At 50.7% G+C, this 24,311-nt stretch carries 25 protein-coding genes; 12 read left to right on the forward strand and 13 right to left on the reverse strand.

Features of this window, described 5'->3' with window-relative positions:
• The first annotated feature begins 253 nt into the window (after positions 1–253).
• The gene (metK, locus tag L2725_RS07220) at positions 254–1,405 is read left to right on the forward strand and encodes a methionine adenosyltransferase (protein WP_115135978.1); all 1,152 of its coding nucleotides are present in this window, start codon (positions 254–256) and stop codon (positions 1,403–1,405) included.
• A gap of 74 nt (positions 1,406–1,479) precedes the next feature.
• Here metK and L2725_RS07225 read toward each other — a convergent pair whose 3' ends face one another.
• Together L2725_RS07225 and L2725_RS07230 are read right to left on the reverse strand one after the other, a co-directional pair.
• On the reverse strand, positions 1,480–1,857 hold the full coding sequence (locus L2725_RS07225) for a hypothetical protein (RefSeq protein ID WP_249248321.1): 378 nt from the start codon (positions 1,855–1,857) through the stop codon (positions 1,480–1,482).
• An 11-nt stretch (positions 1,858–1,868) separates the two neighbouring features.
• Positions 1,869–2,411 carry a GNAT family N-acetyltransferase gene (locus L2725_RS07230; RefSeq protein WP_249248322.1) on the reverse strand — a complete coding sequence of 181 codons (543 nt, stop codon included), beginning with the start codon at positions 2,409–2,411 and terminating at the stop codon, positions 1,869–1,871.
• A 107-nt stretch (positions 2,412–2,518) separates the two neighbouring features.
• Between L2725_RS07230 and L2725_RS07235 the strand changes: the two genes are divergently transcribed.
• Both L2725_RS07235 and L2725_RS07240 read left to right on the forward strand, forming a co-directional pair.
• On the forward strand, positions 2,519–3,478 hold the full coding sequence (locus L2725_RS07235; RefSeq protein ID WP_249248323.1) for a GGDEF domain-containing protein: 960 nt from the start codon (positions 2,519–2,521) through the stop codon (positions 3,476–3,478).
• A gap of 248 nt (positions 3,479–3,726) precedes the next feature.
• Positions 3,727–4,137, forward strand: a complete 411-nt coding sequence (locus L2725_RS07240) for an META domain-containing protein (RefSeq protein ID WP_249248324.1) — start codon at positions 3,727–3,729, stop codon at positions 4,135–4,137.
• A gap of 66 nt (positions 4,138–4,203) precedes the next feature.
• On the opposite strand, the gene L2725_RS07245 is transcribed toward L2725_RS07240, so the two are convergent.
• Positions 4,204–5,538 carry a dicarboxylate/amino acid:cation symporter gene (locus L2725_RS07245; RefSeq protein ID WP_249248325.1) on the reverse strand — a complete coding sequence of 445 codons (1,335 nt, stop codon included), beginning with the start codon at positions 5,536–5,538 and terminating at the stop codon, positions 4,204–4,206.
• Positions 5,539–5,758: 220 nt separating this feature from the next.
• Positions 5,759–6,007, reverse strand: a complete 249-nt coding sequence (locus L2725_RS07250) for a hypothetical protein (protein WP_115135941.1) — start codon at positions 6,005–6,007, stop codon at positions 5,759–5,761.
• A 137-nt stretch (positions 6,008–6,144) separates the two neighbouring features.
• Here L2725_RS07250 and L2725_RS07255 point away from each other — a divergent pair, with 137 nt between their 5' ends.
• Complete coding sequence (locus L2725_RS07255) at positions 6,145–6,591, forward strand: GNAT family N-acetyltransferase (protein ID WP_249248326.1); 447 nt, start codon at positions 6,145–6,147, stop codon at positions 6,589–6,591.
• Positions 6,592–6,648: 57 nt separating this feature from the next.
• On the opposite strand, the gene L2725_RS07260 is transcribed toward L2725_RS07255, so the two are convergent.
• The 3 genes from L2725_RS07260 to L2725_RS07270 all read right to left on the reverse strand — a co-directional run bounded on the left by L2725_RS07260 (position 6,649) and on the right by L2725_RS07270 (position 12,421).
• Positions 6,649–8,010 carry an L-serine ammonia-lyase gene (locus tag L2725_RS07260; protein WP_115135979.1) on the reverse strand — a complete coding sequence of 454 codons (1,362 nt, stop codon included), beginning with the start codon at positions 8,008–8,010 and terminating at the stop codon, positions 6,649–6,651.
• A gap of 89 nt (positions 8,011–8,099) precedes the next feature.
• Positions 8,100–9,377 carry an SLC5/6 family protein gene (locus L2725_RS07265; protein WP_115135980.1) on the reverse strand — a complete coding sequence of 426 codons (1,278 nt, stop codon included), beginning with the start codon at positions 9,375–9,377 and terminating at the stop codon, positions 8,100–8,102.
• A gap of 488 nt (positions 9,378–9,865) precedes the next feature.
• Positions 9,866–12,421: an acylase gene (locus tag L2725_RS07270; protein WP_249248328.1), complete on the reverse strand. Its 2,556-nt coding sequence runs from the start codon at positions 12,419–12,421 to the stop codon at positions 9,866–9,868.
• A 222-nt stretch (positions 12,422–12,643) separates the two neighbouring features.
• Between L2725_RS07270 and yjjX the strand changes: the two genes are divergently transcribed.
• The 5 genes from yjjX to L2725_RS07295 all read left to right on the forward strand — a co-directional run bounded on the left by yjjX (position 12,644) and on the right by L2725_RS07295 (position 17,182).
• Positions 12,644–13,186: an inosine/xanthosine triphosphatase gene (gene yjjX, locus L2725_RS07275; protein WP_249248329.1), complete on the forward strand. Its 543-nt coding sequence runs from the start codon at positions 12,644–12,646 to the stop codon at positions 13,184–13,186.
• Between the two features lie 63 nt (positions 13,187–13,249).
• Positions 13,250–14,185 carry a bifunctional helix-turn-helix transcriptional regulator/GNAT family N-acetyltransferase gene (locus L2725_RS07280; protein WP_249248330.1) on the forward strand — a complete coding sequence of 312 codons (936 nt, stop codon included), beginning with the start codon at positions 13,250–13,252 and terminating at the stop codon, positions 14,183–14,185.
• A gap of 139 nt (positions 14,186–14,324) precedes the next feature.
• Positions 14,325–15,365, forward strand: a complete 1,041-nt coding sequence (locus L2725_RS07285) for an NADP(H)-dependent aldo-keto reductase (protein ID WP_249248331.1) — start codon at positions 14,325–14,327, stop codon at positions 15,363–15,365.
• A gap of 100 nt (positions 15,366–15,465) precedes the next feature.
• Positions 15,466–16,674 (forward strand): aminotransferase class V-fold PLP-dependent enzyme, encoded by a 1,209-nt coding sequence (locus L2725_RS07290; protein WP_249248332.1) that lies wholly within the window; start codon positions 15,466–15,468, stop codon positions 16,672–16,674.
• A 73-nt stretch (positions 16,675–16,747) separates the two neighbouring features.
• Positions 16,748–17,182, forward strand: coding sequence for a SufE family protein (locus L2725_RS07295; protein ID WP_249248333.1), 435 nt, complete (start codon positions 16,748–16,750; stop codon positions 17,180–17,182).
• A 360-nt stretch (positions 17,183–17,542) separates the two neighbouring features.
• Here the strand turns inward: L2725_RS07295 and L2725_RS07300 are convergent, their stop codons facing one another.
• From L2725_RS07300 to folX, 5 genes are all read right to left on the reverse strand, one after another.
• Complete coding sequence (locus L2725_RS07300) at positions 17,543–17,917, reverse strand: PH domain-containing protein (RefSeq protein ID WP_249248334.1); 375 nt, start codon at positions 17,915–17,917, stop codon at positions 17,543–17,545.
• A gap of 206 nt (positions 17,918–18,123) precedes the next feature.
• Complete coding sequence (locus L2725_RS07305) at positions 18,124–19,422, reverse strand: methyl-accepting chemotaxis protein (protein WP_249248335.1); 1,299 nt, start codon at positions 19,420–19,422, stop codon at positions 18,124–18,126.
• 157 nt (positions 19,423–19,579) lie between these two features.
• Entirely contained in the window at positions 19,580–20,305 is a 726-nt protein-coding gene (gene folM, locus L2725_RS07310) for a dihydromonapterin reductase (RefSeq protein ID WP_249248336.1), read from the reverse strand.
• A gap of 5 nt (positions 20,306–20,310) precedes the next feature.
• Entirely contained in the window at positions 20,311–20,979 is a 669-nt protein-coding gene (folE, locus tag L2725_RS07315; RefSeq protein WP_115135990.1) for a GTP cyclohydrolase I FolE, read from the reverse strand.
• A 13-nt stretch (positions 20,980–20,992) separates the two neighbouring features.
• The gene (gene folX, locus L2725_RS07320) at positions 20,993–21,391 is read right to left on the reverse strand and encodes a dihydroneopterin triphosphate 2'-epimerase (protein ID WP_249248337.1); all 399 of its coding nucleotides are present in this window, start codon (positions 21,389–21,391) and stop codon (positions 20,993–20,995) included.
• 173 nt (positions 21,392–21,564) lie between these two features.
• On the opposite strand from folX, the gene L2725_RS07325 reads away from it, so the two are divergent.
• The 3 genes from L2725_RS07325 to L2725_RS07335 are packed head-to-tail and all read left to right on the forward strand — an operon-like array spanning position 21,565 to position 23,158.
• A complete protein-coding gene (locus L2725_RS07325; protein WP_249248338.1) occupies positions 21,565–22,005 on the forward strand; it encodes a DUF3429 domain-containing protein in 441 nt (146 codons plus the stop codon).
• A 36-nt stretch (positions 22,006–22,041) separates the two neighbouring features.
• Positions 22,042–22,449, forward strand: coding sequence for a thiol-disulfide oxidoreductase DCC family protein (locus L2725_RS07330; RefSeq protein ID WP_249248339.1), 408 nt, complete (start codon positions 22,042–22,044; stop codon positions 22,447–22,449).
• 1 nt (position 22,450) lies between these two features.
• On the forward strand, positions 22,451–23,158 hold the full coding sequence (locus tag L2725_RS07335; protein WP_249248340.1) for an SDR family NAD(P)-dependent oxidoreductase: 708 nt from the start codon (positions 22,451–22,453) through the stop codon (positions 23,156–23,158).
• Positions 23,159–23,230: 72 nt separating this feature from the next.
• On the opposite strand, the gene mdh is transcribed toward L2725_RS07335, so the two are convergent.
• The gene (mdh, locus tag L2725_RS07340; RefSeq protein WP_248935236.1) at positions 23,231–24,166 is read right to left on the reverse strand and encodes a malate dehydrogenase; all 936 of its coding nucleotides are present in this window, start codon (positions 24,164–24,166) and stop codon (positions 23,231–23,233) included.
• Between the last annotated feature and the right edge of the window lie 145 nt (positions 24,167–24,311).

The following is a 24,311-nucleotide window of genomic DNA, read 5'->3' on the forward strand; positions in this document are numbered from 1 at the left end:
GCATACGTCAACTTAACGTGCCACTGAATTGGCCCGCTTTTTGGTTTCATCCATTTGGCTGATTTTCATTGATATTCACTATTTGCACAGGTGCAAAAACAGCCTATTGGTCACAAACCCGATTAAATTTCATCATGGGGGGATGATAGTTCCCGGCATTTAAACTAGAATAGCCGTCTAGATGGAGATGCATCCAAACATTAATTTGATGCCTCCCCCAGAATTCATTTTTTTAAACGAGATTTTTTCCAATATGGCAAAGCACTTGTTTACCTCTGAGTCAGTCTCAGAAGGACATCCAGATAAAATCGCCGATCAGATTTCTGATGCGGTATTGGACGCGATCCTGGCTCAGGATCCTAAAGCCCGCGTGGCGTGCGAAACTTTCGTAAAAACCGGTATGGTGATGGTAGGCGGTGAGATCACCACTACTGCATGGGTAGATATTGAAGAACTGACCCGTAAAACCATCCGTGAAATCGGCTATGTTCACTCAGACATGGGCTTTGATGCCAATTCATGTGCTGTACTTAGCGCTATTGGTAAGCAGTCTCCAGACATCAACCAGGGTGTTGACCGTGCAGATCCTAAAGAACAGGGTGCCGGTGACCAGGGTCTGATGTTCGGTTACGCCAGCAACGAAACTGACGTACTGATGCCAGCACCTATTACCTATGCTCACGCACTGGTTAAGCGTCAGTCTGAAGTACGTAAAGAAGGCATCCTGCCTTGGCTGCGTCCAGATGCCAAGTCCCAGGTTACTTTCGCCTACGACGAAGGCAAGATCGTGGGTATCGATGCAGTAGTACTGTCTACTCAGCATTGCGACAGCGTAAACCAGAAAGATCTGATCGAAGGCGTGATGGAAACCATCATCAAGCCAGTTCTGCCTTCTCAGTGGCTGAACCAGGACACCAAGTTCTTCATCAACCCAACCGGTCGTTTCGTTATCGGTGGTCCAATGGGTGACTGTGGTCTGACTGGTCGTAAGATCATCGTAGACACCTACGGTGGTATGGCTCGTCACGGCGGTGGTGCTTTCTCCGGTAAAGATCCATCCAAGGTTGACCGCTCTGCAGCATACGCTGCCCGTTACGTTGCCAAAAACATTGTTGCTGCCGGTCTGGCTGATCGCTGTGAGATCCAGGTGTCCTACGCTATCGGTGTAGCTGACCCAACCTCTATCAGCGTTGAAACCTTCGGTACCGCCAAAGTATCTGAAGAGGTTCTGGAGCGTCTGGTTCGTCAGCATTTCGATCTGCGCCCTTACGGCCTGCAGGAGATGCTGGATCTGGCTCGCCCAATCTACCAGGCTACCGCTGCCTACGGTCACTTCGGTCGTGAAGAGTTCCCTTGGGAGCGTACTGATAAAGCGGAAGCTCTGCGCGCCGACGCTGGTCTGTAATCCTCAGGGATTCAGACAAACAAAAAACCGCCATCCGGCGGTTTTTTTGTTTATTGAAGTTCGCTGATAACGGCTCAATAACAGTGGTCGAAGTGGGCTGATTGCATACACATCAGGGCAATTCTGTGCTCATCCAACAAGGGCACCTCTACAGTCTGACAATCATCTATCTCAATATCGGCAGGTAGTAGCTTATAGCTGGCCTGATAAGCTCTGCTCACACCACAATCTATCCAAATACTCACTTGGGCTAGTGATTCACTCCCGGCACAACTGGCTTTCAGTAATAAATGAGACTCGCCCCATAATTGTGCCTCTACACCCTGCGCCTCGATGGCCTCCAGAGCCAACACGCTGGCCAGCAGCTTCTGATTGTCTTTGGCACTCAGTGACAGCCCCTGGTATTTGCTCAATATCGCTTCCAGCATCTGCGTCAGTGTCTGCGAACTCATTATGCTCAGCCCTATTTTAAATCCAGGGAAGTCAGATAATATCCCCGGTCAGCAAATTCCATAAAGTCGACTATCTGCATGCCATCATCCTGCACATGAGCCTTGATAGACGCCTCATTATCTTCCCCTATCAGGGCAATCATCCTACTGTAACGCCCCTGCAGCTTGTTCCCCAGTGTTTGCCACAGCTGCCGGCACAAACCGCGGCCACGATAGGACGATGACACCCATACAGGGCCATAGTGACAGCTGGATTGCTCGATATTCCCAAATTGCTGTTTCAGTACAGACAAAGCACAACGCTGCATGGGCCAGTGGGCAAACTCCCGCCAGGGACCACACACCAGATAGCCAACAATCTGCTTCCCCTGAGGTAATTCATCCTCTGCAATCAAAATATGCCCTGAAGCTATCAGTCGTCCGATTAACGCGCCGTCCAGGCAAGCTCCTTCCAGTTGCCCCTGTCCCGGGGACAGTTCATCTGCCGCATGTATGCGTTCAAGCCTGACTAATTCAGACTTATCAGTTTCCAGTGCCAGTCTCAGGCGAATCATAGGTGGCTCAATCAATTAATGTCCGTCCATTATACTGTCGGTTTGCTAAAACGCCCCTGCCGTACCACACTTATTGGAGACTTATTTACCCACTCGGACTGAACGGAATGCTCCCGCACACCATAGATACGGAAATCAGCCTGCTTGAATATGACAGCCCCCAGGTTAATCTGGTGCGCTGGATGCACCAATGTGAGTTATTGAAGCGTTTCTATCAGGCAAAGGAAGTATTGGTTGTCCAGCAATCCCACAGAGGCCATGAAGTGGTCGTCAGGGCCCCATCCGATGATCCGGCCTTTATCACTGGCACCCAATTGGATTCAGTCCATGATTCTATGCAGGCACTATTCAACTCGCCAATGGAAGGGATCCATCTAAAACTCAGCAACGACCTGTCCCACAGGCTGCCTGAATGCTTCAGAGATCATACAAATCTGTTGGTAAGGCCAATACTTTGGCCAGACTCGAGCCATTTCGGTTATCTCTGCGTGCTGGACCCGGATATGGAAAGTCAGGGGGAACTGGCGCCAAAAATGCTTGAGCCTTTTCAATTACTGCTTCAGCAGGAGTTGTCACTCTTGTGTCAACATCATCGAATCGAGTCCATGTCTATGCGGGATGCCAAAACAGGTATGCTGAATGACCATGGGTTCATGATGATGGCTCCCCGCCAACTCAGTCTTGGCCGACGATTTGGTGCCCACGCCGGGATTTTCGTCTTTGAGCTGACATCGTCACCCACCCTGGAAGCCAGACACCACAACTTGCTGGGAAGTATATTGCAAAATACCGTCCGGGCAGCAGATATCGCCGCTCACTTTACTGAAACCGAATATGTGGTTCTCGCCTTCCTCGATGCGGAGCTGGATATGGCTACCATAGTTAAACGGGTGCGCAACCAGCTTAGCCATCTGGATGAATCGCTGGAGCTGGATGTGGGATACTGCTTCTTCAGCCCTGATTCGACCGTGCGACTGGCCGCCATGCTGGCGCAGGCGAAAGAGGCACTGAAAGAACAAATGGCTAAACCAAATGCAAAAACAGCAACATCGAACCAAGCAACATAGAGCCGTTAACCAGCCCAAAACTCCAGTTGAGCACTCACTTCGATGAAAGCTTGCTACTATCACGCTCACAGACAGAAAAAATCCCCTTTTGCTTTACTGACAAACTTGTCAAACTAGTGGGATTGTTTGTGAGGCTTTCTGAATAGCAGGATAGTCATATCTCAGATACACGCGTGTCGTGTTATTCCGTAAGCCAACAGCAATCCTGTTCGCACTTTTCAAAGTCCATTTAATTGTGGGATTAACACATGAATAAAAAAATTATTATCGCCGGCCTGATGGCCGTAGGTCTGGCTGGTTGTCAAAGCACGTCAGAACAGAGTAAAGCAGTTGACCTGGTTGGTAACTGGAAGCTGGAATACATTATGGGTCAGCCTACCGTTGACTACAGCCCGGCTCAAATCAACTTTGACAAAGACGGCAAGCTGTCAGGTAACAACAGCTGTAACAACTTCTTCGGTACTTATGTTCAGCAGGGAGATACTCTCACCCTGGACCCTGCTGGCAGTACTATGAAAGCCTGTGTTGATGCCCTGATGGCTCAGGAGCAGTTGGTAAACCAGGCTATGCCTCTGGTTAAAACTGCTGAAATGGACGGCGGAAAGCTGGAACTGAAAGGTGAAGACGGTAAAGATCTGCTGGTGTTGACCAAGCTCTAATCCCTTCTCTGCAAATATAAAAAACCGCCTGAATGGCGGTTTTTTTGTATCAGTAAGATGAGGCTATCAAGCTTTAGCTTCAGTTACCGGCGCATTCTGCTCGGCAATCAAGGCACTTTCCTGCATATCAGCATTGTAGTGAACTTCATCCAGCTCATCTTCTGACTTGGCAATTACAGTAGTCGCCACCAGGTCACCGGAGACGTTAACCACAGTGCGGGCCATGTCCAAAATACGGTCGATACCGGCAATCAGTGCGACACCTTCCAGCGGCAGACCCACAGTGGTCAGTACCAGCGTCAGCATCACCAGACCAGCACCCGGCACACCGGCAGTACCAATCGAAGCCAGCGTCGCGGTCAGAATGATGGTCAGGTAATCCACCCAGGTCAGGTCAATACCAAAGGCCTGAGCCACAAACAGTGCGGTCACCCCTTGGTAGAGCGCAGTACCATCCATATTGATGGTGGTGCCCAAAGGCAGAACGAAAGAGGAGATCTTCTTGTTTACGCCCAGATACTCACTGGCACACTTCATACTGGCAGGCAGAGTACCGGCGCTGCTTGAGGTGGTAAAGGCAACAGCCATGGCATTGCTGATCCCCTTAAAGAAGTGCACAGGGTTTAGACCCGCCAGGCCTCGCAGCACCAGGCTGTAGAAGCCCACAATGTGCAGGAAGCAGCCAATATACACTGCCAGAATCACCTTTATCAGCGGCAGCAACATATCCATGCCATACTCACCGGCCACCCAGGCCATCAAGCCAAATACCCCGTAAGGCGCCAGCTTCATCACCATATCGGTCAGCTTGTACATAGCTTCAGCCAGACTCTCAAATACCTTGATGGCAGGCTTGCCATGGTCACCAATCAGCACCAGAGCGATGCCCAAGGCCACAGCAAATACTATCACTTGAAGAATATCGCCATTGGCCAGCGCGGCAATCGGGTTGGTCGGTACGATATTAATCAGAGTTTCCATGACAGAAGGAGCAGCCTTGGCCTCCTGCGCCAGCTCTACACCATGCAAAGACAAACCTGCGCCTGGCTGCATCACATAGCCAACAGCCAGCCCCAGGGTAATGGCGATGGAAGTGGTCCCCAGATAGAAAGCGAAGGATTTGAAGCCGATGCGGCCCATACGAGCTGTATCCTGCATGGAGGTAACACCCACAATCAGTGAGCAAAACACCAGAGGTACAATCAGCATTTTAATGGTGTTCACAAACAGTGTGCCTATGGGTTTGAGCATAGTTGCGTCTTTGCCAAGTGCCAGACCGGCAGCAATACCCAAAATCATACCCACAAGAATTTGCAGCCACAGCGGCAAGGACATCCAGCCGCGCCAGACTTTACCCAAAGCCGAAGGCTCTCGGGAAACGGAAGAAGATTTCGTCATCATGTACACCCTGAATCAATTAACGAAGAGTTCAACCTTTCCCTGGTCGTATCGGTTGCTACCGATAGCCAACTTTCAAGCGGCAGCGGAGCGTAACATGAAATCAGGCAGTTGCGGGCTTTGCATTGTTGTTTTCCAGATAAAGCCCTGAGGGATTGCATAACCATAAATTATTCATGGTTAATATTGAGAAAAGTTAAATTAACGGCGGGGTTCAAGCTAATCAAGCGTCAAAAGTATCAGATGATGCCTTGCGCTTGCCATATTGCATGGAGTAAAGAGACGCCGGTGGCTGCTCCCGTTCGATTAAATAACTCCAATAGTCATGATCAAAGTTATCAAACAAAGAGAAAGATTTGCCTTCAGCACGCTGCAACAGATAGCACCAAACAATTCCCCAAAGCCCAAACGTCAACATTGTCAGGGTAAAGTGCAACAGCGGATTTGGCTTGCGAAATTTAGGTCTGGCCATTTCGGTACACTCAGATAGGGGCGATAATTTGAGTCTAGCAAAGGTTAGACTTTAGTCGAATGCTGGCTCAGCCCTGCCCCTTGAATATCCTCTGTCAGTTGAGATAATGCCCTGAACTCGAACAACAAAAATTTTCTATGAATATTCGACAGGCAAGTAATCAGGATCTGCAGGCTCTGGTAGAATTCAACCGCGCCATGGCACTGGAAACAGAAGGGCTGGAGCTTTGCGTTAACACCCTGACCAAAGGGGTTGAAACCCTGCTGAGTCAACCGGCAAAAGGCTTCTATCTGGTGGCAGAAATCGAAGGCGTATTGGCGGGCTCGTTAATGGTGACCTATGAATGGAGCGACTGGCGTGCCAAAGATTATTACTGGATCCAAAGCGTCTACATCAAACCTGAATTCCGCCGTCGCGGTATCTACCGTCATCTTTATGCCGAAGTAAAGCGCATCGCAGAGGCCAATGGTGGCGCCGCCAGCTTCCGTCTGTATGTAGAGCAGGACAATACCCGGGCCCAGCAGACCTACGCGTCACTGGGTATGGAGCAAAGTTACTATCTGATGTTTGAAGAAAAACAGTGACTGGTAAGCACACACAAAAAAGCCGGCTAATTGCCGGCTTTCTGTTTGTCTGAACGATTATACGTTCAGTACCTTGATGGCCAAACCACCCTGACTGGTTTCACGGTACTTAGGCAGCATGTCCTTACCGGTTTCGTACATGGTGGCAATCACCTTGTCCAGGCTCACGGTTGGATCGCTGTTACGGCGCATCGCCATACGGGCTGAGTTAATCGCCTTAACAGAAGCGATAGCATTACGCTCGATACAAGGTACCTGCACCTGACCGGCAACCGGGTCACAAGTCAGACCCAGGTTGTGCTCCATGCCAATTTCGGCAGCAATACATACCTGAGCTGGGTTGGCACCCATCAGCTCGGCCAGACCGGCAGCAGCCATGGAACAGGCTACGCCCACTTCCCCCTGACAACCTACTTCGGCACCAGAGATAGAGGCATTACGCTTATACAGGCCACCAATCACAGCAGCAGTCAGGTAGAACTTGGTGTACTCCTTCTCGCCTACCGGTTGGATGAACTTGTTGTAGTAAGCAATTACCGCTGGGATGATACCGGCAGCACCATTGGTTGGAGAAGTTACAACACGGCCACCGGCCGCGTTTTCTTCACTCACAGCCAGGGCGAACATGTTCACCCAGTCAACGATCATCATAGGATCTGAAGTCAGACGCTCGCTGGTGACCAGCTGACGGTACAAAGCAGGAGCGCGACGAGGTACACGCAGTGGGCCAGCCAGCACACCTTCGGTGTGGCAACCACGCTCAATACCTTCAGACATCACTTTCCACACTTTGGCAAAGCCAGTGTGGATGTCTGCTTCGCTACGGAAAGCTTTTTCGTTTTCCAGTGCCAGCTTGCTGATGCTCAGACCATGCTCTTTACACAACTCCAACAGCTCGTCAGCGTTGGTATAGTTGTAAGGCACCTGAACTTCCTGCTCGCTGTCTTTACCGAAGTTTTCTTCGTCAACTATAAAACCACCACCGATAGAGTAGTAAGTCTTGCTGTATTCCAGCTTCTCACCAACCCAGGCGTGGATCTTCATGCCGTTCTCATGCAAAGGCAGAGCTTCCGGATGCATGATCAATGAGCCTTCAGGGAAGTCTACTGTGTGGCAATGCATACCAACCGGCAGACGACCGGTTTGCTCTACTCGCTGAATAAACTCAGGGATAGCTTCAATATCAACAGTCTCAGGGCTGTTACCACCCAGACCCATGATAATGGCGATATCGGTATGGTGACCTTTACCGGTCAGAGACAGAGAACCATATACGTCTACGGTAATCTTGGTGATGTCCCGCAATGTACCTTTGGCACGCAGGTCATCAATAAATTCTTTGGCGGCTTTCATCGGGCCCACAGTGTGGGAGCTTGAGGGGCCAACCCCAATCTTAAAAATATCAAATGCGCTAAACATGAACTACACCCCGAAAAGAGTAAAAAGGACCGGGTTTTGCAACCCGATCCCTGGAACAATTAAAACTTTGAAATTACAGCTGTATTGGATTACAGCAGGCCATACAGGATGGCGGTCATTGACGCCAGACCGGCGATGATGACGAAAATGTTGGTCACACGGCCACGGTAGGCTTTCAGTGCGTCAACTTTGTACACAGCATACATTGGCATCAGGTACAGGATAGCCGCGATAATTGGACCACCCAGAGCTTCAATCATGCCCAGTACACTTGGGTTGATGATGGCAACAGCCCAGATTGAGAAGAACATGAACGCCAGGATGCCTTTGTTCAGCTTGCCTTCGTCTACTTCTTTACCGTTACCTTCAATCTGCTTCACGATAATGCCGCGCATACCTTCACTGGCGCCCATGTAGTGGCCGAAGAAGGAGGACACAATCGCAATGAAGGCGATAAATGGCGCGAAGTAAGTGATGAACGCACTGTCATACACGTTAGCCAGGTAAGACAGAATTGGCAGGTTCTCAGCTTTGGCCTGAGCCAGCTGCTCTGGAGACAGAGACAGTACACAAGAGAACACGAACAGCATCACAAAGCCTACCAGCATCAGCGAGGTGTTACGCAGAATCACGTCAGCCTTGCGAGATGCATCTTTACCATGTTCACGCTTCAGAGACACAGAGAACTGAGAGATCGCTGGAGAGTGGTTAAAGGCAAAGATCAATACTGGAATGGTCAGCCAGATAGTACCGATGAAATCACCGGCAGATGGCAGCTCCATCAGCGCATCCATTTTCCAGTTTGGCACCATGTACAGGGCCAGGAACGCCAGGATGATAACCAGTGGGTATACCAGGAACTGAGTCACTTTCAGCATCAGTTTCTCACCGGCAACCATCACTGACATCATAGCCAGGATCAGACCACCAGACAGCAACCAACGTGGCAGAGAGTCCATGCCCAGCTGGTTAACCATAAAGCTGTCAACTACGTTGGTAATACTTACACCATAGATAAGTACGATTGGGTAGATGGCGAAGAAGTACAGAACGGTAATCGCTTTACCAGCGCCTTTACCAAAGTGCTCTTCCACTACCTGAGTAATGTCACTGCCTTCGATGTTGGAAGAACATACGAAGCGAGACAGGCCACGGTGGGCCAGGTAGGTCATAGGACCAATAATCAGAGCCATGACCACCAGAGGCCAGAAACCGCCCATACCGGCATTGATCGGCAGGAACAGAATACCGGCGCCTACGGCAGTACCGAACAGGCTCAGCATCCAGGTTGTATCCTGGGCAGTCCAGGGCAGCTTGGCGTTCTCAGTCGCCTTGTTGTCCTGAGCTTTGATAGCTTCTTTTTGCATATAAGTTACCTTAACGCTGTTTACAGCAATAATTGATTTCGGCGCAAAGGATATAGATTTAGGACTTTGAAAAGGTGATCTATGCCCACATTCAGTAAATGAATTTCAGAATAAGCTGATATTGAGATCAGGGTCTCAGTTTACCCGTAATAAAGCACCATTTTCGCATCCCGATTACAACTTTTGCGCAATGCTTGAACAACCTTTGATTAACCTAATTTAGGGAGTCATGATTTAACCAGTAAAATACTACCCCACCAAACAAAGAGGCAGATCACTTTACGCTATCAAGTTGCGACAAAGATCAAACCACGCAGAGCAAATATTGAAGTGAGTCACAATTTAAATTTGGTCAGGGCAGCATAACAGTGGATGTCAAAATCGGGATAGCTAGATTAACGAAAAGTCATGTTTCAACAAATCGACTTCAGGAAATAAAAAGCCCCGGACCAAAGGGCCCGGGGCTGAAGCTTATTACAGATAAGGCGTTATTTCTGCTTACTCAGCTCCAGTGTCGATACCAGGCCGGAAGTAATTTCATCTTCGGTATACAGCAGTGGGCGCAAGCCCGTACCGGAAGAGTACAGAGCTGTTTGGTCAGCAAACTCCGGACGCAGGATATTGTTGGTCTGAGAATAGGTCAGAATACCATTGGCCTTGGGGCCATCGTCGGTAAAGCTCACCACAAACATCCAGCTTGAGCCATAACGAATTGGATAGCCTTCAGCAGTCAAACCGGACGCCAGCTCCTTATCGCTCACCACATCAGTAATACCTGGGTAGGTGTGCTGCGGCATCAGAGTGTCATCACCACTCAAACGGGTAGAGAACACGTTGAAGCCACCTTCCACATGGTGAGTTCCCGGCCATGGCAGCTTCTGACCTGAAGGCAACCCATTTGGCAGTGAACGCTCTACAAACTGGACAGTCCCCAGAGGCGCGTCCACATCAAAACCGGCTTTCTCCAGGTTGAGTGTCGCCTGAGCCAGTGCCTTAAGGGCGCTGCCATCAGTTGCCAGCGTATTAGGCGTAGTGGCAGCCTGCTCTGGGTCAAAAGGCACAGTCAGCATAGTCTCTTCGTTAAACAGGTGGGCAAACTCACGGATTAATGCGCCACCCACACTGTCGTTGTTTTGCTTGCCATTCCAGCTTGACAGCGCCGCGCAGGCAGCAGACAGGTCTTTGCTCAGCCCATCAGCAACCACAACTGGCTCGCTGCCCTGTGCATCACATTGAACCAGCAGGTCGGTCAGCACCAACTCAGGCAGATAAGCACGGTTATTGGTCAGCATGGCAGACAGCTCATCAAAACTGAACTTGCCGTCGCTGCCTGCTGCGTCTTCCATCATCTTCAGGCCCATACGGGTGCGCATGCTCAGTTGACCACGCTCTTCGCCGTACATGGGAGAGAAATACTCCAGCGGCTCATTGAGGTTGGTTGACCAGAAAGAATCATTGGAGTTCTGAACAAAGTCGCTGCGCAGCAACTGAGGGATCAGCTCATGGGGCGTAGCGCCATCAAAAGCAAACAGTGAGGAGTTACCCGCCAACACAGTAAAGCCTGCCTGCTCACGCAAAGCTCTCAGCTCAGGAGAAGTACGCAGCAGTACCACAGCAGCTTCTGACAGGCCGGGAACAGCCGAGTCATCGATATAGAAGGCGTTACCCTCTTTATCTGCATACATGGTGTTGTTGAAGATCAGGCCATCGTAATCCACAAAGGTTTGCTGGAACTCTTCCAGATTGGAGGCGCGGTTCATAGCCAGCCAGTGATCCAGCGGATCCATATTGGCCATGTTCACATCCTGGATCATAAATGCCTGGCCATCATCCCAGCCAAAAGGTGCCAGGGCTGGCGGTGCTTCCAGAATAGGTCCCTTGTCGGTGAAGAAGATATCCTTTTCAAACGGCACTATCTGACCGCCACCGACATTCACATTAACCGTCACTGTCTCGGACTTGATAGGCTTGGGAGCACCATCAAACAGATACTGCATACGATCACCGGAAGTCAGCTCCAGCTGGTACACCACAAAGTGCTCCGCGGTAGAGAAGGTATGGGTCCAGCCCAGATTTTCATTAAAGCCGATGTTCACCAGCCCGGGCATACCCACCAGCGAGCCGCCCATCATATTGATATGACCTGGAATCGTAGTGTGTGACTGCCAGAACCTCAGGTTACCTGTATGGGGGAAGTGTGGGTTGCCCAGCACCATACCTTTGCCGTTCTCAGTCTTGTCACTGCCCAGGCCCCAGCCGTTGGACCCGAGGTCTCTGTGGTTTGGTTCCGGCGTACTGATATTGGCCATCGCGGTTTGCAGCCCCTTGTCCAGCTTGTTGCTGAATGCAGCCACCTGCTGTTGACTCTGAGCCGGACGCGGCAGGTACTCATCACCATCCCCCGGGTTGGCAAAGAAGATCAGATCCAGGAAGTTGGCCGCACCGGGCAGCACGGTAATGGAAAATACGTACGTGAGGTAATCCACCTCAGTGATCGGCTGCACCCAGGCTTGACCTGCGCAGAAAGGTTCTACACCAGATTCCTTACCTGACTCAACGTCGGCCAGGTACTGGTTATACCCCTGCACAAACCCTGAAATCATGGCACGGGAGTTTTCAGTCATCTCTGGGAGCTTGGCCTCTGCCAGCTCACGGATTTTCAGTGCTTTGTAACCAAAATCAGAAATAATATTGGCATTGTCTTCCGCGGCAGGCACCCCGGCAACAAAGTCAAAGGTATGTGGACCAAAGAACTGTGAGCGCTGGGAGTTTGCCTTAACAAAGCCATCAGCCAGAATACAGAGGTTGTCCTGCGCCTGCACATAACCACTGCCGAAGGCGAGACTTTCGAGGTTGTCAGCCTGAATATGGGGAACACCGTAAGTGGTTCTTCTTACGGTAGCCTGGAGCTTGCCATCCGGGGCAAAGGCTTTCAAAGAGGTGTCAGGCTCTGGTGGGATAACGGTTTCCGAGTCGCTGCCGCAACCGGCAAGAAATGAAGCCATGGCGACGCCGATGGCCAACTTGAGTTTGTTGAATTCCATGTTATTGTCTCTCGATTGAGTATCGTCCTGATCCCGTGTCCACCAATGGATTCACGGGTATAGGGTAACCCCGGTCAGCAGAGCTCACCGTCCATTTCCCCGCCGATCTTTTGCCGGCTATTGTTTGGGAAATGAGTTGATTTGGAATAAATCCACATCATGGTTACCGGCACATTAAACCAATGTTTCAAACAAGCGTCCACATTGATAAACAAAATCCCCATGAATAAGCAAACTCTTAACCTGATTGTGGGTTCTACCAACCCGGTCAAAATACAGGCAGCCAAAGATGCCTTCGAGCTGATGTTCCCCGAATCGAAAATCGTTGTGACAGGTATAAAGTCCCCATCCGGCGTACCGGATCAACCGATGAACAGTAAACAAACCCGTGATGGTGCGGTTAACCGTGTTGAGTATTGCCGCACCCGGGAGTCAGCAGATTTTTATCTGGCGATGGAAGGAGGTGTTGATCAGTTTGAAGATGGCCCGGCGACTTTCGCGTATGTCGTGGTCGCCTCTGAAAACAGCATGAGCGTGGGGCGCAGCGCTAACTTGCCGCTGCCACAAACCGTATTTGATGCACTGCTGCAGGGGGAAGAGTTGGGACATGTGATGGATAGGCTGTTCAATACCACCAATATTAAACAGGCGGGTGGCGCCATCGGCCTGCTGACTAATGGCCGGGCAACCCGTGGCAGTATCTACACTCAGGCGATTATGCTGGCTATGGCTCCCTTACTGCACACAGAACTTTACAAAAAATAAGCACTTGCCAAGCGGGGCGTGAATTTATAACTTGGTTGCAGAAAGCAACTTAAAGTTAACAACATGCCCCAATCCAAGGAATCACAACCTCTTTCTCTGACCCGCCACAGCGAAGCGTTCAGCCGTCTGTTGTCGCGCCTGTGTAAGCCCCTGACTCAGACGTTGGGGCTGTCGCAGCAACAACTGGCCATGATGAAGGAGCTGGAGCGACACAGCCTGTCGGTCAAGCAATTGGGAATACTGCTGGGAATAGATAAATCCAATGCCAGTCGCACCCTTGCGCAACTAACAGATAAAGGCTGGGTCAAGTGCCAGGCCAGTCCCAGAGATCAGCGTATGCTCAAAGCTGAGCTGACACCCTCCGGCCGTCGTTTGATGGCAAAGTGGTGGCAAGGTCATGCCCAGCATTTCGACGCTGCTTTGGCGCAGCTCTTGCCGGAGCAAAGAGAGCACACTCTTGAAGCTCTTGCGCGTTTAACCCGTGCCATGGAACAGGCTCAGGCCCAGGCTGAATACGAAATTCGTCTGTTACTGCCGGAAGATAACGCCGCTATGGCTCAGGTGATCCGCACTGTTTCTTCAGAGTATGGGCTGACCCCGGATAAGGGCTATGGGGTATCAGATCCCACCCTGGATTGCCTCAGTGAGGTATATGCCGATGATCGTGCCTGCTACTGGGTGATCTCCCAGGAGAATCGGATCCTGGGCGGCGGTGGTATTGCACCATTGACAGGCAAACAGGGACGCAAGGATATTTGCGAACTACAAAAGATGTATTTTCTGCCCGAACTCAGGGGCAAGGGCTTTGCCCGCAGATTAACGCTGCAGGCGCTCGCCTTTGCCAAAGCTCAGGGCTATGCCTGCTGTTATCTGGAAACCACTGCCTGTTTAACCGAGGCTGTGCGTCTGTATGAAGCCATGGGCTTTGAACATCTGCCGAGTCATATGGGAGAAACCGGTCACGACGCCTGCGAATTGCCCATGTTAAGAAACCTGTAAAGAATGGCTGCCCGCCTTGATGAAAGCGGGCAATCGGCTTGCAATCGCCCGATTGGGTGTTAGCCTCAAAGTATGACCGCAAAAACTCAAGTTATTGCAATCAGGTCAGCTTGTACGGCTTTCAAGGAGAAACCGTCACATGAAATACAACCGCCTGCCCCACTCCACATTGGAGATCAGCGCACTGTCTCTGGGCACCATGACCTGGGGAGAACAGAACACCGCCGCTGATGCCTTCGCCCAACTGGACTATGCCATCGCCCAGGGGATCAATTTTATCGACGCCGCCGAAATGTATCCTGTCCCTCCCCGCCCTGAGACTCAGGGGGAGACAGAGCGGATTATCGGCCAATATCTGAGAAAAAGCGGTAATCGCGAAAAACTGATTATCGCCTCCAAAGTATCAGCGCCCAGAGATGGCGGTGACTACATCCGTTCCGATATGGCGCTGGACTGGCGCAACCTGCAATTGGCTGTGGATGCCTCCCTAGACCGTCTGGGCGTAGACTGCATCGACCTGTATCAGATTCACTGGCCCCACCGCAGTACCAATTTTTTTGGTCAGTTGGGATATGAACAGCAGGAAACCGAGGCCCAGACACCTATCTTTGACACGCTTGAAGCCCTGGCAGAGCTGGTACGATTGGGCAAGATTCGATACGTGGGTGTCTCCAATGAAACCCCATGGGGCCTGATGAAATACCTGCAACTGGCTGAAAAGCATGGTCTGCCGCGTATCGTCAGCGTGCAAAACCCCTATAATCTGCTCAACCGCAGCTTTGAAGTGGGCATGGCAGAAATCGCCCACAGGGAAGATTTACCATTGCTCGCCTACTCCCCCCTGGCCTTCGGCGCATTAAGTGGTAAATACCTGAATGACCAATGGCCTGAAAATGCACGCCTGACATTATTCAAACGCTTCGCCCGCTACAATGGCACTGATATGGCAATACAAGCCACTCAGGCCTATTGCGACCTGGCGGCAGAGTTTAAGCTGTCACCGGCGCAAATGGCATTGGCGTTTGTGCAATCCCGCCCGTTTGTGGCAAGTACCATTATCGGCGCCACGAATATGGAGCAGCTGAAGCAGAATATCGCCAGTGAGCAGGTACTGTTAAGTGATGAGCTGCAAAGCCGTATTCGCGAGCTTGGTGAAGTATATCGTCTGCCCTGCCCCTGAATCATCTCGAACAGCAGTCGACGATCATTAACAGGCTTGCATTGCACGGGCAGATCCACCAAGATCTGCCCGCACTGTTTTTACCTGCCCAAGCTCAAGCATGAATAACGATTTGAAAGCACTATTCCCCGCATTGAACCAGACACTGGATGGTTATCCTCTGTGTTATCTGGATACTGCCGCCACCAGCCAGAAACCTGCACAGGTGCTGGAGGCAATGGATAGCTTTTATCGTCAACACAATGCCAATGTGCACAGAGCAGCCCATCAGTTATCTGCCCGGGCAACCAGTGCTTACGAAACTGTGCGTGACAGTCTCAAAGAGTTCATTGGCGCAGCCCAAAGCAACGAAATTATTTTCACCTCAGGCACAACCCAGAGCATCAATATGTTGGCCTGGGGCCTGACATCTCAATTGCACCAAGGTGATGTGATTCTGGTCGACAGCGCTGCCCACCACGCCAATATCGTGCCCTGGCAAGAGCTGGCGAAACGCAGTGGCGCCGAAGTGGTGCCCATTCCGCTGACGGCAGATCTCAGACTGGATATCCAGGCTTACCAAAAGCAACTGGACACCCTCCCTGTACGAATCGTGGCGCTGGCTCATGTCTCCAATGTGTTGGGGACGGTCAATGACATTAAGGCCCTGAGCGCGATGGCAAAGGCCAAAGGCGCTTTGGTGGCTGTGGATGGGGCTCAGGCCATTGCTCATCATAAGGTGAATGTCGTTAAGCTCGGCTGTGACTTTTACAGCTTCTCCAGCCACAAGATGTATGGTCCATCCGGCGTTGGCGTGCTGTGGGGATGTTATCAGGAGTTGGACAAACTTGAGCCCATGCTGACCGGCGGCGAGATGATAGATACCGTCAGCTTTGACGGCACCTGCTTTGGTCAATTACCCAATCGTTTGGAAGCTGGCACACCGCCCATAGTCGAAGTAATAGGCCTGGGCGCGGCACTGAAATTTATCAAAGAACTGCCTGTGGAAGCCTTCGACCATGAACAACAGATGTTGAATCTGCTACAGCAACGGCTGGCGCAGCTTCCTCAGGTTGAGCTGTATGGCGCTCATCAGGATAATACAGGTGCGGTGGCCTTTAATCTCAAAGGTGAGCATCATCAGGACGTGGGGATTTTGCTGGATCAGCAGGGGATTGCCATACGCTGTGGCCATCACTGTGCTCAACCTCTTATGCAGATTATGCAGATCTCCGGCTGTTGTCGTGCATCAGTTGGCGTATACACCAGCCGTGAAGATATCGACCGCTTTATCACCGCGCTTGAAGATGCCATTGACCTGCTGGGCTAGTCTGGCACGACTCAACTTATTCGATGGCCGAGCGGCCATAAGCCCAGCTGGCAGATTTATTTAAGGAACCTCTATGTCCGCCTCACCCGCTTCCCAGGATTTTCTGTTCGATCTGGTGCCACTTCAGTCGGCACGTGACAAGGTACTGGATGCCAATAACTGGCAGGAAAAGTATCGTCAGATAATGTTGCTGGGTAAACAACTGCCGACGTTGGCAAGTGAGCTACAGTGTGAATCAGCACAGGTGAAAGGTTGCGAAAGCAAAGCCTGGCTGTACTACTGTAAGATTGATGGCAATCACTATTACCTGGTAGACAGCGAAGCCCGGGTAGTGAAGGGACTGGCAGCTTTGGTCATTGCTCAGTTGCAGGGTAAGGACAGCGCTGAAATTGCTAAATTCGACCCCGCACACTATTTTGAGCAACTGGGGTTGGCAGGTCAGTTAAGCCCATCCCGCACCAATGGCCTAACGGCCCTGGTGAACGGAATGATAGCGGCAGCTGACTGAGGTCATGAGGTCAGCCCAGAGGTTAGATAAATATAATCATACAGGCGGCAAAAGTGCTCCAGCAGCCGATATAGGCCAGCTCTTTCCAGATACTTTTCAGATTAAACATGGATCCAATTCCTTCAGGATAATGAAACATGTATTAATCTAATACCCACTTGCCATCCCGGGTGAGATCCAGCTCACCCTTCATATTAAACTTGATTAATATTAGGCATTTTCTGCATATCCCACTCAGCGCATCAAGCTTAACTCAGAATATAAACCAAACAAATTTAATCACTTGAAAGTCTGACTTGCTGTACAAACAAAAATGCACCGCCTGCTGGCAGTGCATTTCTATTCAAATCAGGTCATCATTCAAAGCATGTGATTGGCCATGGTGCGCTGTATTCCCACCACGTCAGTGCCCTTCTTGAGCTCTTTCACCAGAGGATCTTTTTGCCCTGAAATATATATCTTGAGTTCAGCATCCATATCAAAGCGCCCTGCAGTCTCCACTTCAAAGAAGGTAATCGACTTATAGGGAATAGAAAGGTAACTCACCTTCTTGCCGGTTACGCCCTGCTTATCGATCAAGATCAGGCGCTTGTCGGTAAATACAAACATATCCCGGATCAACTTGTAGGCCAGCGATAACTGCTCATTATCGGACAGTATTGGCAGCAACTCCTGCTGCAACTCAGTCAAATCTACTTCAGTGGCGTTGCCCATAATGGCATCGAGTAGTCCCATCCCTGCTCTCCCATAATTAATCAAACGTTTTTGGTTCGTTCAATCTCTATCATTTCACATTTTCGGCAATCAAACATCAGCCTGATATCAATGCCCATTTCAAACACCATGGTCAGCATAAAAGGCACTGGCACACAAATACAAAAGACCCGCAGCTTACGGAGAAGTTCTGCGGGCCAATGGGCTTTCTTTTTTCAGACGGGGACTTACTGAATATTCGCTACCGTCTGGGATACATTTTCAGCGCCTGTACGTATCTCTTCCATCACCTGGGCAACCTGATTGATTTGGTCTTTACCTGACTCCGCTGTCTGACCAACCTGATTCATCATCTCAGTCGCGCCAGCGGTGAGATTACGGTTTTCGCTGACAACAGAAGCAATCTCATCAGTACTCTGACTGGTGCGCGCTGCCAACTGTCTGACCTCATCCGCTACCACAGCAAATCCACGTCCCTGATCCCCGGCCCGGGCAGCCTCAATGGCGGCATTCAACGCCAGCAAGTTGGTTTGCTCTGCAATGGCACTGATGGTGGAAACAATGGCTTCAATGTTCTTGGACTGCTCATTCAGCTGATTAATCGACTCCGTAGTACGTTGCACCTGCTCGGCAATCACACTGGAGGTTTGCACACTGTTGCGCAGCAAGTCGGCTCCCTGCACCGCAATCTGTGCCGTCTCTTCAGAGGTGGAGTAAGCCACTTCCGCCGCTTCACGTACAGCATGCTGGCGGACAATACGTTCAGTGATATCAGAGCAGAACTTGATCACCTTAACCACTTCACCCCTGTCATTCATCACAGGGTTATAGGTCGCTTCCAGCCAGAGCACCTGCCCACCGGCGCCTCTTCGCTCAAACAGGCCGGATTTATGCTGCCCACTGGCAAGGTCCGGCCAGAAATTTGGGTTGTCCTGCAGGAATGACTCCGGACAGAACATTCTGTGGTGCTTGCCAACAATCTGCTCGCGACTATAGCCAACGGCTCCCAGGAAGTTCTGATTTGCCGTCAGGATATTACCATCAGGCGTAAACTCGATAATCGCCTGTGCACGCTCCAACGCTTCAAACACAGCCGCCTGCTCGTCAAGACGCAGCTTCTCCTCCGTGATGTCTGAGGCGACTTTTACCACCTTGACCACGCTGCCATTTTGCTTAACCGGTATGTAGGTCGCCTGCAGCCACATCTCTTCACCAGCTTTATTTTTACGGTTGAACATACCGGTTTGCGCCACACCATTGGCAAGATCAGCCCAGAATTGACGATATTGAGAACTGCTGGCATAGGCTGAATGACAGAACATCCTGTGGTGCTGACCACGGATTTCATCAATGCTGTAGCCAACAGCAGTCAGGAATAGATTGTTGGCATCCTTTATGGTTCCATCCGGCGTAAATTCGATAAAAGCGACACTGTTCTTGATTGAGTCAACCAGGGCGGTATCCATTTTAGCGCTACTGCTTACACTGGATGGCGCCTGATCCTGCTTTGATTTGAAATTGAACATGCACTGTATTCCTGCTGTTTGCGATTATTCAGGGTCTTGCTGCCAACAGAAGGCCAGAGTAATACCTTCCATTGGTGAAAAAACATTCTAAATTCAGCATAGCAGGGATTTTTTAAAGCATCGGAAAAAGCCAGATTTTTGTTTTGGTTAGCGGCTGCTATTTAAGATGTCGACCACCATCCAAAGGCATTATCCGCCCCGTGATATAGCGACTGCTCATCAGATAGTCCACTGTCGCCAGAACTTCCTCCGTGCCCCCTTCTCGTGGCAGTACAGCCTTGGAGAGTGCTTTTTGTTTGTAGGCGTCATCATCCCAGGGATTGAAGCACACCAGCGCAGGGGCGATGCTGTTCACCTTGATGCCCGGCGCAAACCTCGCGGCAAATGACAGGGTGAGGTTATCCAGCGCTGCCTTACTGGCTGCATAAGCAATATGCTTCTTGCTGCCTTTGGCCGCCACATAGTCGCTCAGGTGAATAATATCCGCCTCACCTATCCCATCACCTGCCAGCTTATCCTGCAGGGCCAGATTCAGTTGATAAGGCACGCTGACATGCACTTGCATCATACGCGCCATCACTTCACCCGGGTTATTCAAGGCATCGTCTTTAAGCCAGTCTGAAGCATTGTGAATGATGGCTCGTAATCTGGGATATCGGCTCCTGACAGCCTGAATAAACTCCAGAACTTCAGCATCCTGATAAAAATCCACGCAATAGAGGTCTGCGCCTTTCTCTGCCAGTTCAACCACTTCAGGGTATTCAGTTCTGAAGGTGCCAATAACAGGTACACCTCTGGCCATAAACTGCTGTGCAAGGTAAAGACCCACACGCTTGCCTACCCCCGTGATCAACACGGGGGCATTATTGGAGCTATTTGTCATAAGTGTTATTGCCTGAAAAATTCGTCGCGGGTACGTGGATTGACCTTAAAACTGCCACCCAAAGCTGTGGTACGGGTGACGCTTTCACTGTCCATCACCCCTCTGGACTTCACGCAGTAATGGGTTGCATCAATGCTGACAGCCACATCCTCAGTTTGCAGCAGGGTTTGCAGTGCTACCAGAATCTGCTGCGTCAGCCGCTCCTGGACCTGGGGACGCTGAGCAAAAAAGCGCACGATTCGGTTTATTTTGGACAGACCAATAATCTTGTCACCGGGAATATAAGCAACAGAGGCTTTGCCATCTATGGTGATGAAGTGATGCTCACAGGTACTGGTCACGCTGATGTCAGTCACCCTAACCATCTCCTCCACCTGCATCTTGTTGTCTATGTCGGTGATCTTGGGGAAATTGCGGTAGTCGAGGCCGGAAAATATCTCGTCGACGTACATTTTGGCAATACGATGGGGGGTTTCACACAGACTGTCGTCCTCCAGATCCAGCCCCAGAGTGGAGACCACGTCAGTCATCAGAGTTTTGATCCTCTGGTACTTGTCTGCATTGGTCATGCTGTTTTGCTTTAAAGGGGTTTCCAACCCCTTGGCCAACAGCGCTTCCTGGACAGCTTTGGCCTCGGGGGCCAACTCATTTGGGTTCAATGATGTTTTACTCATCTGTTCTCCCGTTTCAAGCTTCTTTGTCCGCACGGCGACTTTCCAGTGTCAGCGACACCGAGTCAGCAAACCTAAGGGCGTGGGGTTTGTCCACTGTGACTCTTGCCAGGGTCACGCTGGGATGCTCACCGGCAATCGCCAGCAAATCAGCCACAAGCTTTTCCAGCAATTTAAATCGTCCCTCTTCCACATGCTGAATCACCTTCTTGGTGATGGTTTTGTAATTGAGGGCATCGACAACATTGTCTGTCTGAAATGATTTGTCAGCCGGATAGTGGATTTCCATATTGATCACCACGTCCTGCTGTTTCTTTTGCTCTTCTGGATTGAATCCTATGAATGTACGAAGTCTGAGATTGGTTACCCTGATGATGGCGTGGCTGAGTGACATAGAAGCAGTTGGTTTTGTCATTTGTAATACTCCTGCAATACGTCCGGCAGGACACAGAGGATCAGCGTTGCGCGACCTTTCATTCCCTGATGTCACTGATTGAACAAAAAATATCCGGCACAGTTCTAAGATCCGAAAGCCTTCCCCATAACGTATATGTCATTACCCGCAAATGTCCAATATTTAGCAATTTTATGACAGAAAGCACAGCGACTCACCACGACAGCAATCAAAGCGAATCGATACTGGGTTATGCCGGTTTAATGCCCTTCGTATTGGCAATCATCTACTCACTGACAGGCGCCACCGAAGCGGTAAATATCTCCACTCAAGTGTTTGTCAGTTACAGCGCCATTATCCTCTCTTTTCTGTGTGGAGCCCTGTGGCACAAGGTGCGGGTGGCCAATTGGTCCCGACCACTTCTGCTGGTAACCAATATTCTTACCCTGCTTGGTTGGACGTGTCTGGCATTAAGCCCAACGCTGGCGCTGCTGGCTCTGGCACTTTGCTATGGACTGGTGCTGTTGATTGAGCAATGGGCTGACAGGGATGAAACTCAGCAGTACCTGGCGTTAAGGCGCAGGCTGACAGTAATTGTTGTTGGCCTGCACCTACTGTTTTTAATACTGACTTGAGTCAGAATCAATTTATCGCTCATCAGGGAGTAAACAATGGCTCAACTTATCCTGTTCTACGATGGTACCTGCCCACTGTGTGTCAATGAAATGCTGCAACTGCAGCAGGCAGATACCTTGGGCTGTATCCAGCTTGAAGATATATCTTCCCCGGATTTTGTGGCCCGCTTTCCCCAAATTGATCCTGTTGAAGCAAACCTGTTACTTCATGCCATGACACCCGACAACCGAATACTCCTGGGACTGGACGCTACCTGCGCTGCATGGGGGCTCACCGGGAAGCAGCCATGGCTTAGACTATTAAGGCTACCTTTGATTAAACCTGTCGCCGACCTGGGGTATCGTCTGTTTGCTCGCTACAGATATCAAATTTCCTGGGTGCTGACCGGTCAGCGTCGGGGGGAATGCGGTTCAGCAGCCTGTCAGCTTCGAAGGGGAAAGTGATATGAAAGCCCTGATCATCGGTGCCAACTCTGCCATAGGCTCCGCCTTCATGCATCAGTGGCTGCAAGCCTCTACCCAAAACACCTGCATCGCTGTCAGCAGACTGCCCCCCGCCCAGCTTTTGCCCGGCGGTAGTCAGTGGCAATCATGTGATTACTCAGAAGCCGGTATTATCGATTGCTGCGAGGAGCTCAGTGAGGCAGGTCCATTTGAGCGAGTTGTTATCTGTAACGGCCAATTACACAGTGATGAGCTGGCACCGGAAAAAAGGCTGGAAGAACTGTCGCTGTCAGCAATGACCAAGATAATGACCAGCAACACCATGATTCCCGCGCTGTTTGTCGCCAGGCTTTTACCCCTCCTCGATAAGAAAGCGGTCGTGGCCGTGCTCAGTGCCCGGGTTGGCAGTATAGGAGATAACCGCCTGGGGGGCTGGTACAGTTACCGTGCCTCCAAAGCAGCCCTTAATATGATGCTGCAAACCGCCGCGGTTGAGTATGCCCGGCGTAAACCCGGCGCCAAGCTAATGGCATTCCACCCGGGAACCACAGATTCTCCCCTGTCCCGTCCCTTTCAGACCAACGTCCCAGAGGGCAAGCTGTTCACTCCGGAATTTGTTGCAATGCAGCTGCATAAACTCATGTCCGGTCAACAGGCAGATGGCAAGCTGAGCTTTATCGATTGGGAGGGAAAAACCATTCCCTGGTAAATGAAGCAAGTGTAAAAAGGCACAAAAAAAGCGAAGGCATAACCTTCGCTTTTTGCACAACCAACCCAATGGTTACTTAACGAAATCAATACCCAACTGGATATCACCTTTCAGGGTGTCCAGCATGCCGTCACGGGCATTGGTTTCAAACTCACTGATTTCGCCGTAAGGCAGTACTTTCTCAACGCCGTTTTTACCCAGCAGAACTGGTTGAGCGAAGAACTCAGCGTGCTCACTGCCGCCATCGACATAGGCACACTCAACTACGTTGGCTTCACCCTGCAGGCCACGAACCAGAGACATACAGAAGCGGAATGCAGCCTGACCCATAGACAGGGTTGCGCTGCCGCCACCGGCCTTGGCTTCAACGACTTCGGTACCGGCATTCTGGATACGGTGAGTCAGTGATGCGACTTCTTCGTCGCTGAAGGTAACGCCTTCAATCTGAGACAGCAGAGGCAGAATGGTTACACCGCTGTGGCCGCCGATTACATTCAGCTTAACGTCTTCAACGTTCAGGCCTTTGGCTTCAGCGATAAAGGTTTCAGAGCGGATCACGTCCAGCGTGGTCACACCGAACAGACGGTTCTTGTCATAAACACCGGCTTTCTTCAGTACTTCAGCAGCAATCGCTACTGTGGTGTTAACCGGGTTGGTGATGACACCGACCAAAGCTTTTGGACAAACAACTGCAACCTTCTCAATAAGATTACGCACGATACCCGCATTGATGTTGAACAGGTCGCTGCGATCCATACCCGGCTTACGCGCTACACCGGCAGAGATAAGCACGACATCAGCGCCTTCCAGTGCTGGAGTCGGGTCTTCACCGGCGAATCCTTTTACTTCCACTGCAGTTGGGATGTGGCTCAAATCCACGGCAACGCCAGGTGTGACAGGTGCGATATCATACAGGGACAGTTTGGAGCCCGCAGGCAGTTGGGTTTTTAACAACAACGCCAGGGCCTGACCGATACCACCAGCAGCACCAAGTACAGCAACTTTCATAGTTATCTCCGTCTAAGCTGCGGATATATGTGACATACATCCAATTCCATGATGGCGCCACATTACTGTATCGTCACAAAAATTTCAATGAGACTTAAGCCGAATGCCTCCGGCTCAGAGCGGACCGAATTGCTGACACCCGTAC

The organism is Shewanella corallii (assembly GCF_023349125.1).
In the GTDB taxonomy this organism is placed as follows: Bacteria; Pseudomonadota; Gammaproteobacteria; order Enterobacterales; family Shewanellaceae; genus Shewanella; species Shewanella corallii.

What these genes read in the sequence shown, in the direction of transcription:
- L2725_RS07240 (WP_249248324.1), top strand. Translation starts at nt 3,727, where the DNA reads ATGAATAAAAAAATTATTATCGCCGGCCTGATGGCCGTAGGTCTGGCT.
- L2725_RS07330 (WP_249248339.1), top strand. Translation starts at nt 22,042, where the DNA reads ATGGCTCAACTTATCCTGTTCTACGATGGTACCTGCCCACTGTGTGTC.
- L2725_RS07305 (WP_249248335.1), bottom strand. Translation starts at nt 19,422, where the DNA reads ATGTTCAATTTCAAATCAAAGCAGGATCAGGCGCCATCCAGTGTAAGC.
- L2725_RS07260 (WP_115135979.1), bottom strand. Translation starts at nt 8,010, where the DNA reads ATGTTTAGCGCATTTGATATTTTTAAGATTGGGGTTGGCCCCTCAAGC.
- L2725_RS07290 (WP_249248332.1), top strand. Translation starts at nt 15,466, where the DNA reads ATGAATAACGATTTGAAAGCACTATTCCCCGCATTGAACCAGACACTG.
- L2725_RS07270 (WP_249248328.1), bottom strand. Translation starts at nt 12,421, where the DNA reads ATGGAATTCAACAAACTCAAGTTGGCCATCGGCGTCGCCATGGCTTCA.
- folX (WP_249248337.1), bottom strand. Translation starts at nt 21,391, where the DNA reads ATGACAAAACCAACTGCTTCTATGTCACTCAGCCACGCCATCATCAGG.
- L2725_RS07335 (WP_249248340.1), top strand. Translation starts at nt 22,451, where the DNA reads ATGAAAGCCCTGATCATCGGTGCCAACTCTGCCATAGGCTCCGCCTTC.
- L2725_RS07250 (WP_115135941.1), bottom strand. Translation starts at nt 6,007, where the DNA reads ATGGCCAGACCTAAATTTCGCAAGCCAAATCCGCTGTTGCACTTTACC.
- L2725_RS07235 (WP_249248323.1), top strand. Translation starts at nt 2,519, where the DNA reads ATGCTCCCGCACACCATAGATACGGAAATCAGCCTGCTTGAATATGAC.
- mdh (WP_248935236.1), bottom strand. Translation starts at nt 24,166, where the DNA reads ATGAAAGTTGCTGTACTTGGTGCTGCTGGTGGTATCGGTCAGGCCCTG.
- folM (WP_249248336.1), bottom strand. Translation starts at nt 20,305, where the DNA reads ATGACAAATAGCTCCAATAATGCCCCCGTGTTGATCACGGGGGTAGGC.
- L2725_RS07280 (WP_249248330.1), top strand. Translation starts at nt 13,250, where the DNA reads ATGCCCCAATCCAAGGAATCACAACCTCTTTCTCTGACCCGCCACAGC.
- yjjX (WP_249248329.1), top strand. Translation starts at nt 12,644, where the DNA reads ATGAATAAGCAAACTCTTAACCTGATTGTGGGTTCTACCAACCCGGTC.
- L2725_RS07295 (WP_249248333.1), top strand. Translation starts at nt 16,748, where the DNA reads ATGTCCGCCTCACCCGCTTCCCAGGATTTTCTGTTCGATCTGGTGCCA.
- L2725_RS07245 (WP_249248325.1), bottom strand. Translation starts at nt 5,538, where the DNA reads ATGATGACGAAATCTTCTTCCGTTTCCCGAGAGCCTTCGGCTTTGGGT.
- metK (WP_115135978.1), top strand. Translation starts at nt 254, where the DNA reads ATGGCAAAGCACTTGTTTACCTCTGAGTCAGTCTCAGAAGGACATCCA.
- L2725_RS07285 (WP_249248331.1), top strand. Translation starts at nt 14,325, where the DNA reads ATGAAATACAACCGCCTGCCCCACTCCACATTGGAGATCAGCGCACTG.
- L2725_RS07230 (WP_249248322.1), bottom strand. Translation starts at nt 2,411, where the DNA reads ATGATTCGCCTGAGACTGGCACTGGAAACTGATAAGTCTGAATTAGTC.
- L2725_RS07255 (WP_249248326.1), top strand. Translation starts at nt 6,145, where the DNA reads ATGAATATTCGACAGGCAAGTAATCAGGATCTGCAGGCTCTGGTAGAA.
- L2725_RS07300 (WP_249248334.1), bottom strand. Translation starts at nt 17,917, where the DNA reads ATGGGACTACTCGATGCCATTATGGGCAACGCCACTGAAGTAGATTTG.
- L2725_RS07225 (WP_249248321.1), bottom strand. Translation starts at nt 1,857, where the DNA reads ATGAGTTCGCAGACACTGACGCAGATGCTGGAAGCGATATTGAGCAAA.
- L2725_RS07265 (WP_115135980.1), bottom strand. Translation starts at nt 9,377, where the DNA reads ATGCAAAAAGAAGCTATCAAAGCTCAGGACAACAAGGCGACTGAGAAC.
- L2725_RS07325 (WP_249248338.1), top strand. Translation starts at nt 21,565, where the DNA reads ATGACAGAAAGCACAGCGACTCACCACGACAGCAATCAAAGCGAATCG.
- folE (WP_115135990.1), bottom strand. Translation starts at nt 20,979, where the DNA reads ATGAGTAAAACATCATTGAACCCAAATGAGTTGGCCCCCGAGGCCAAA.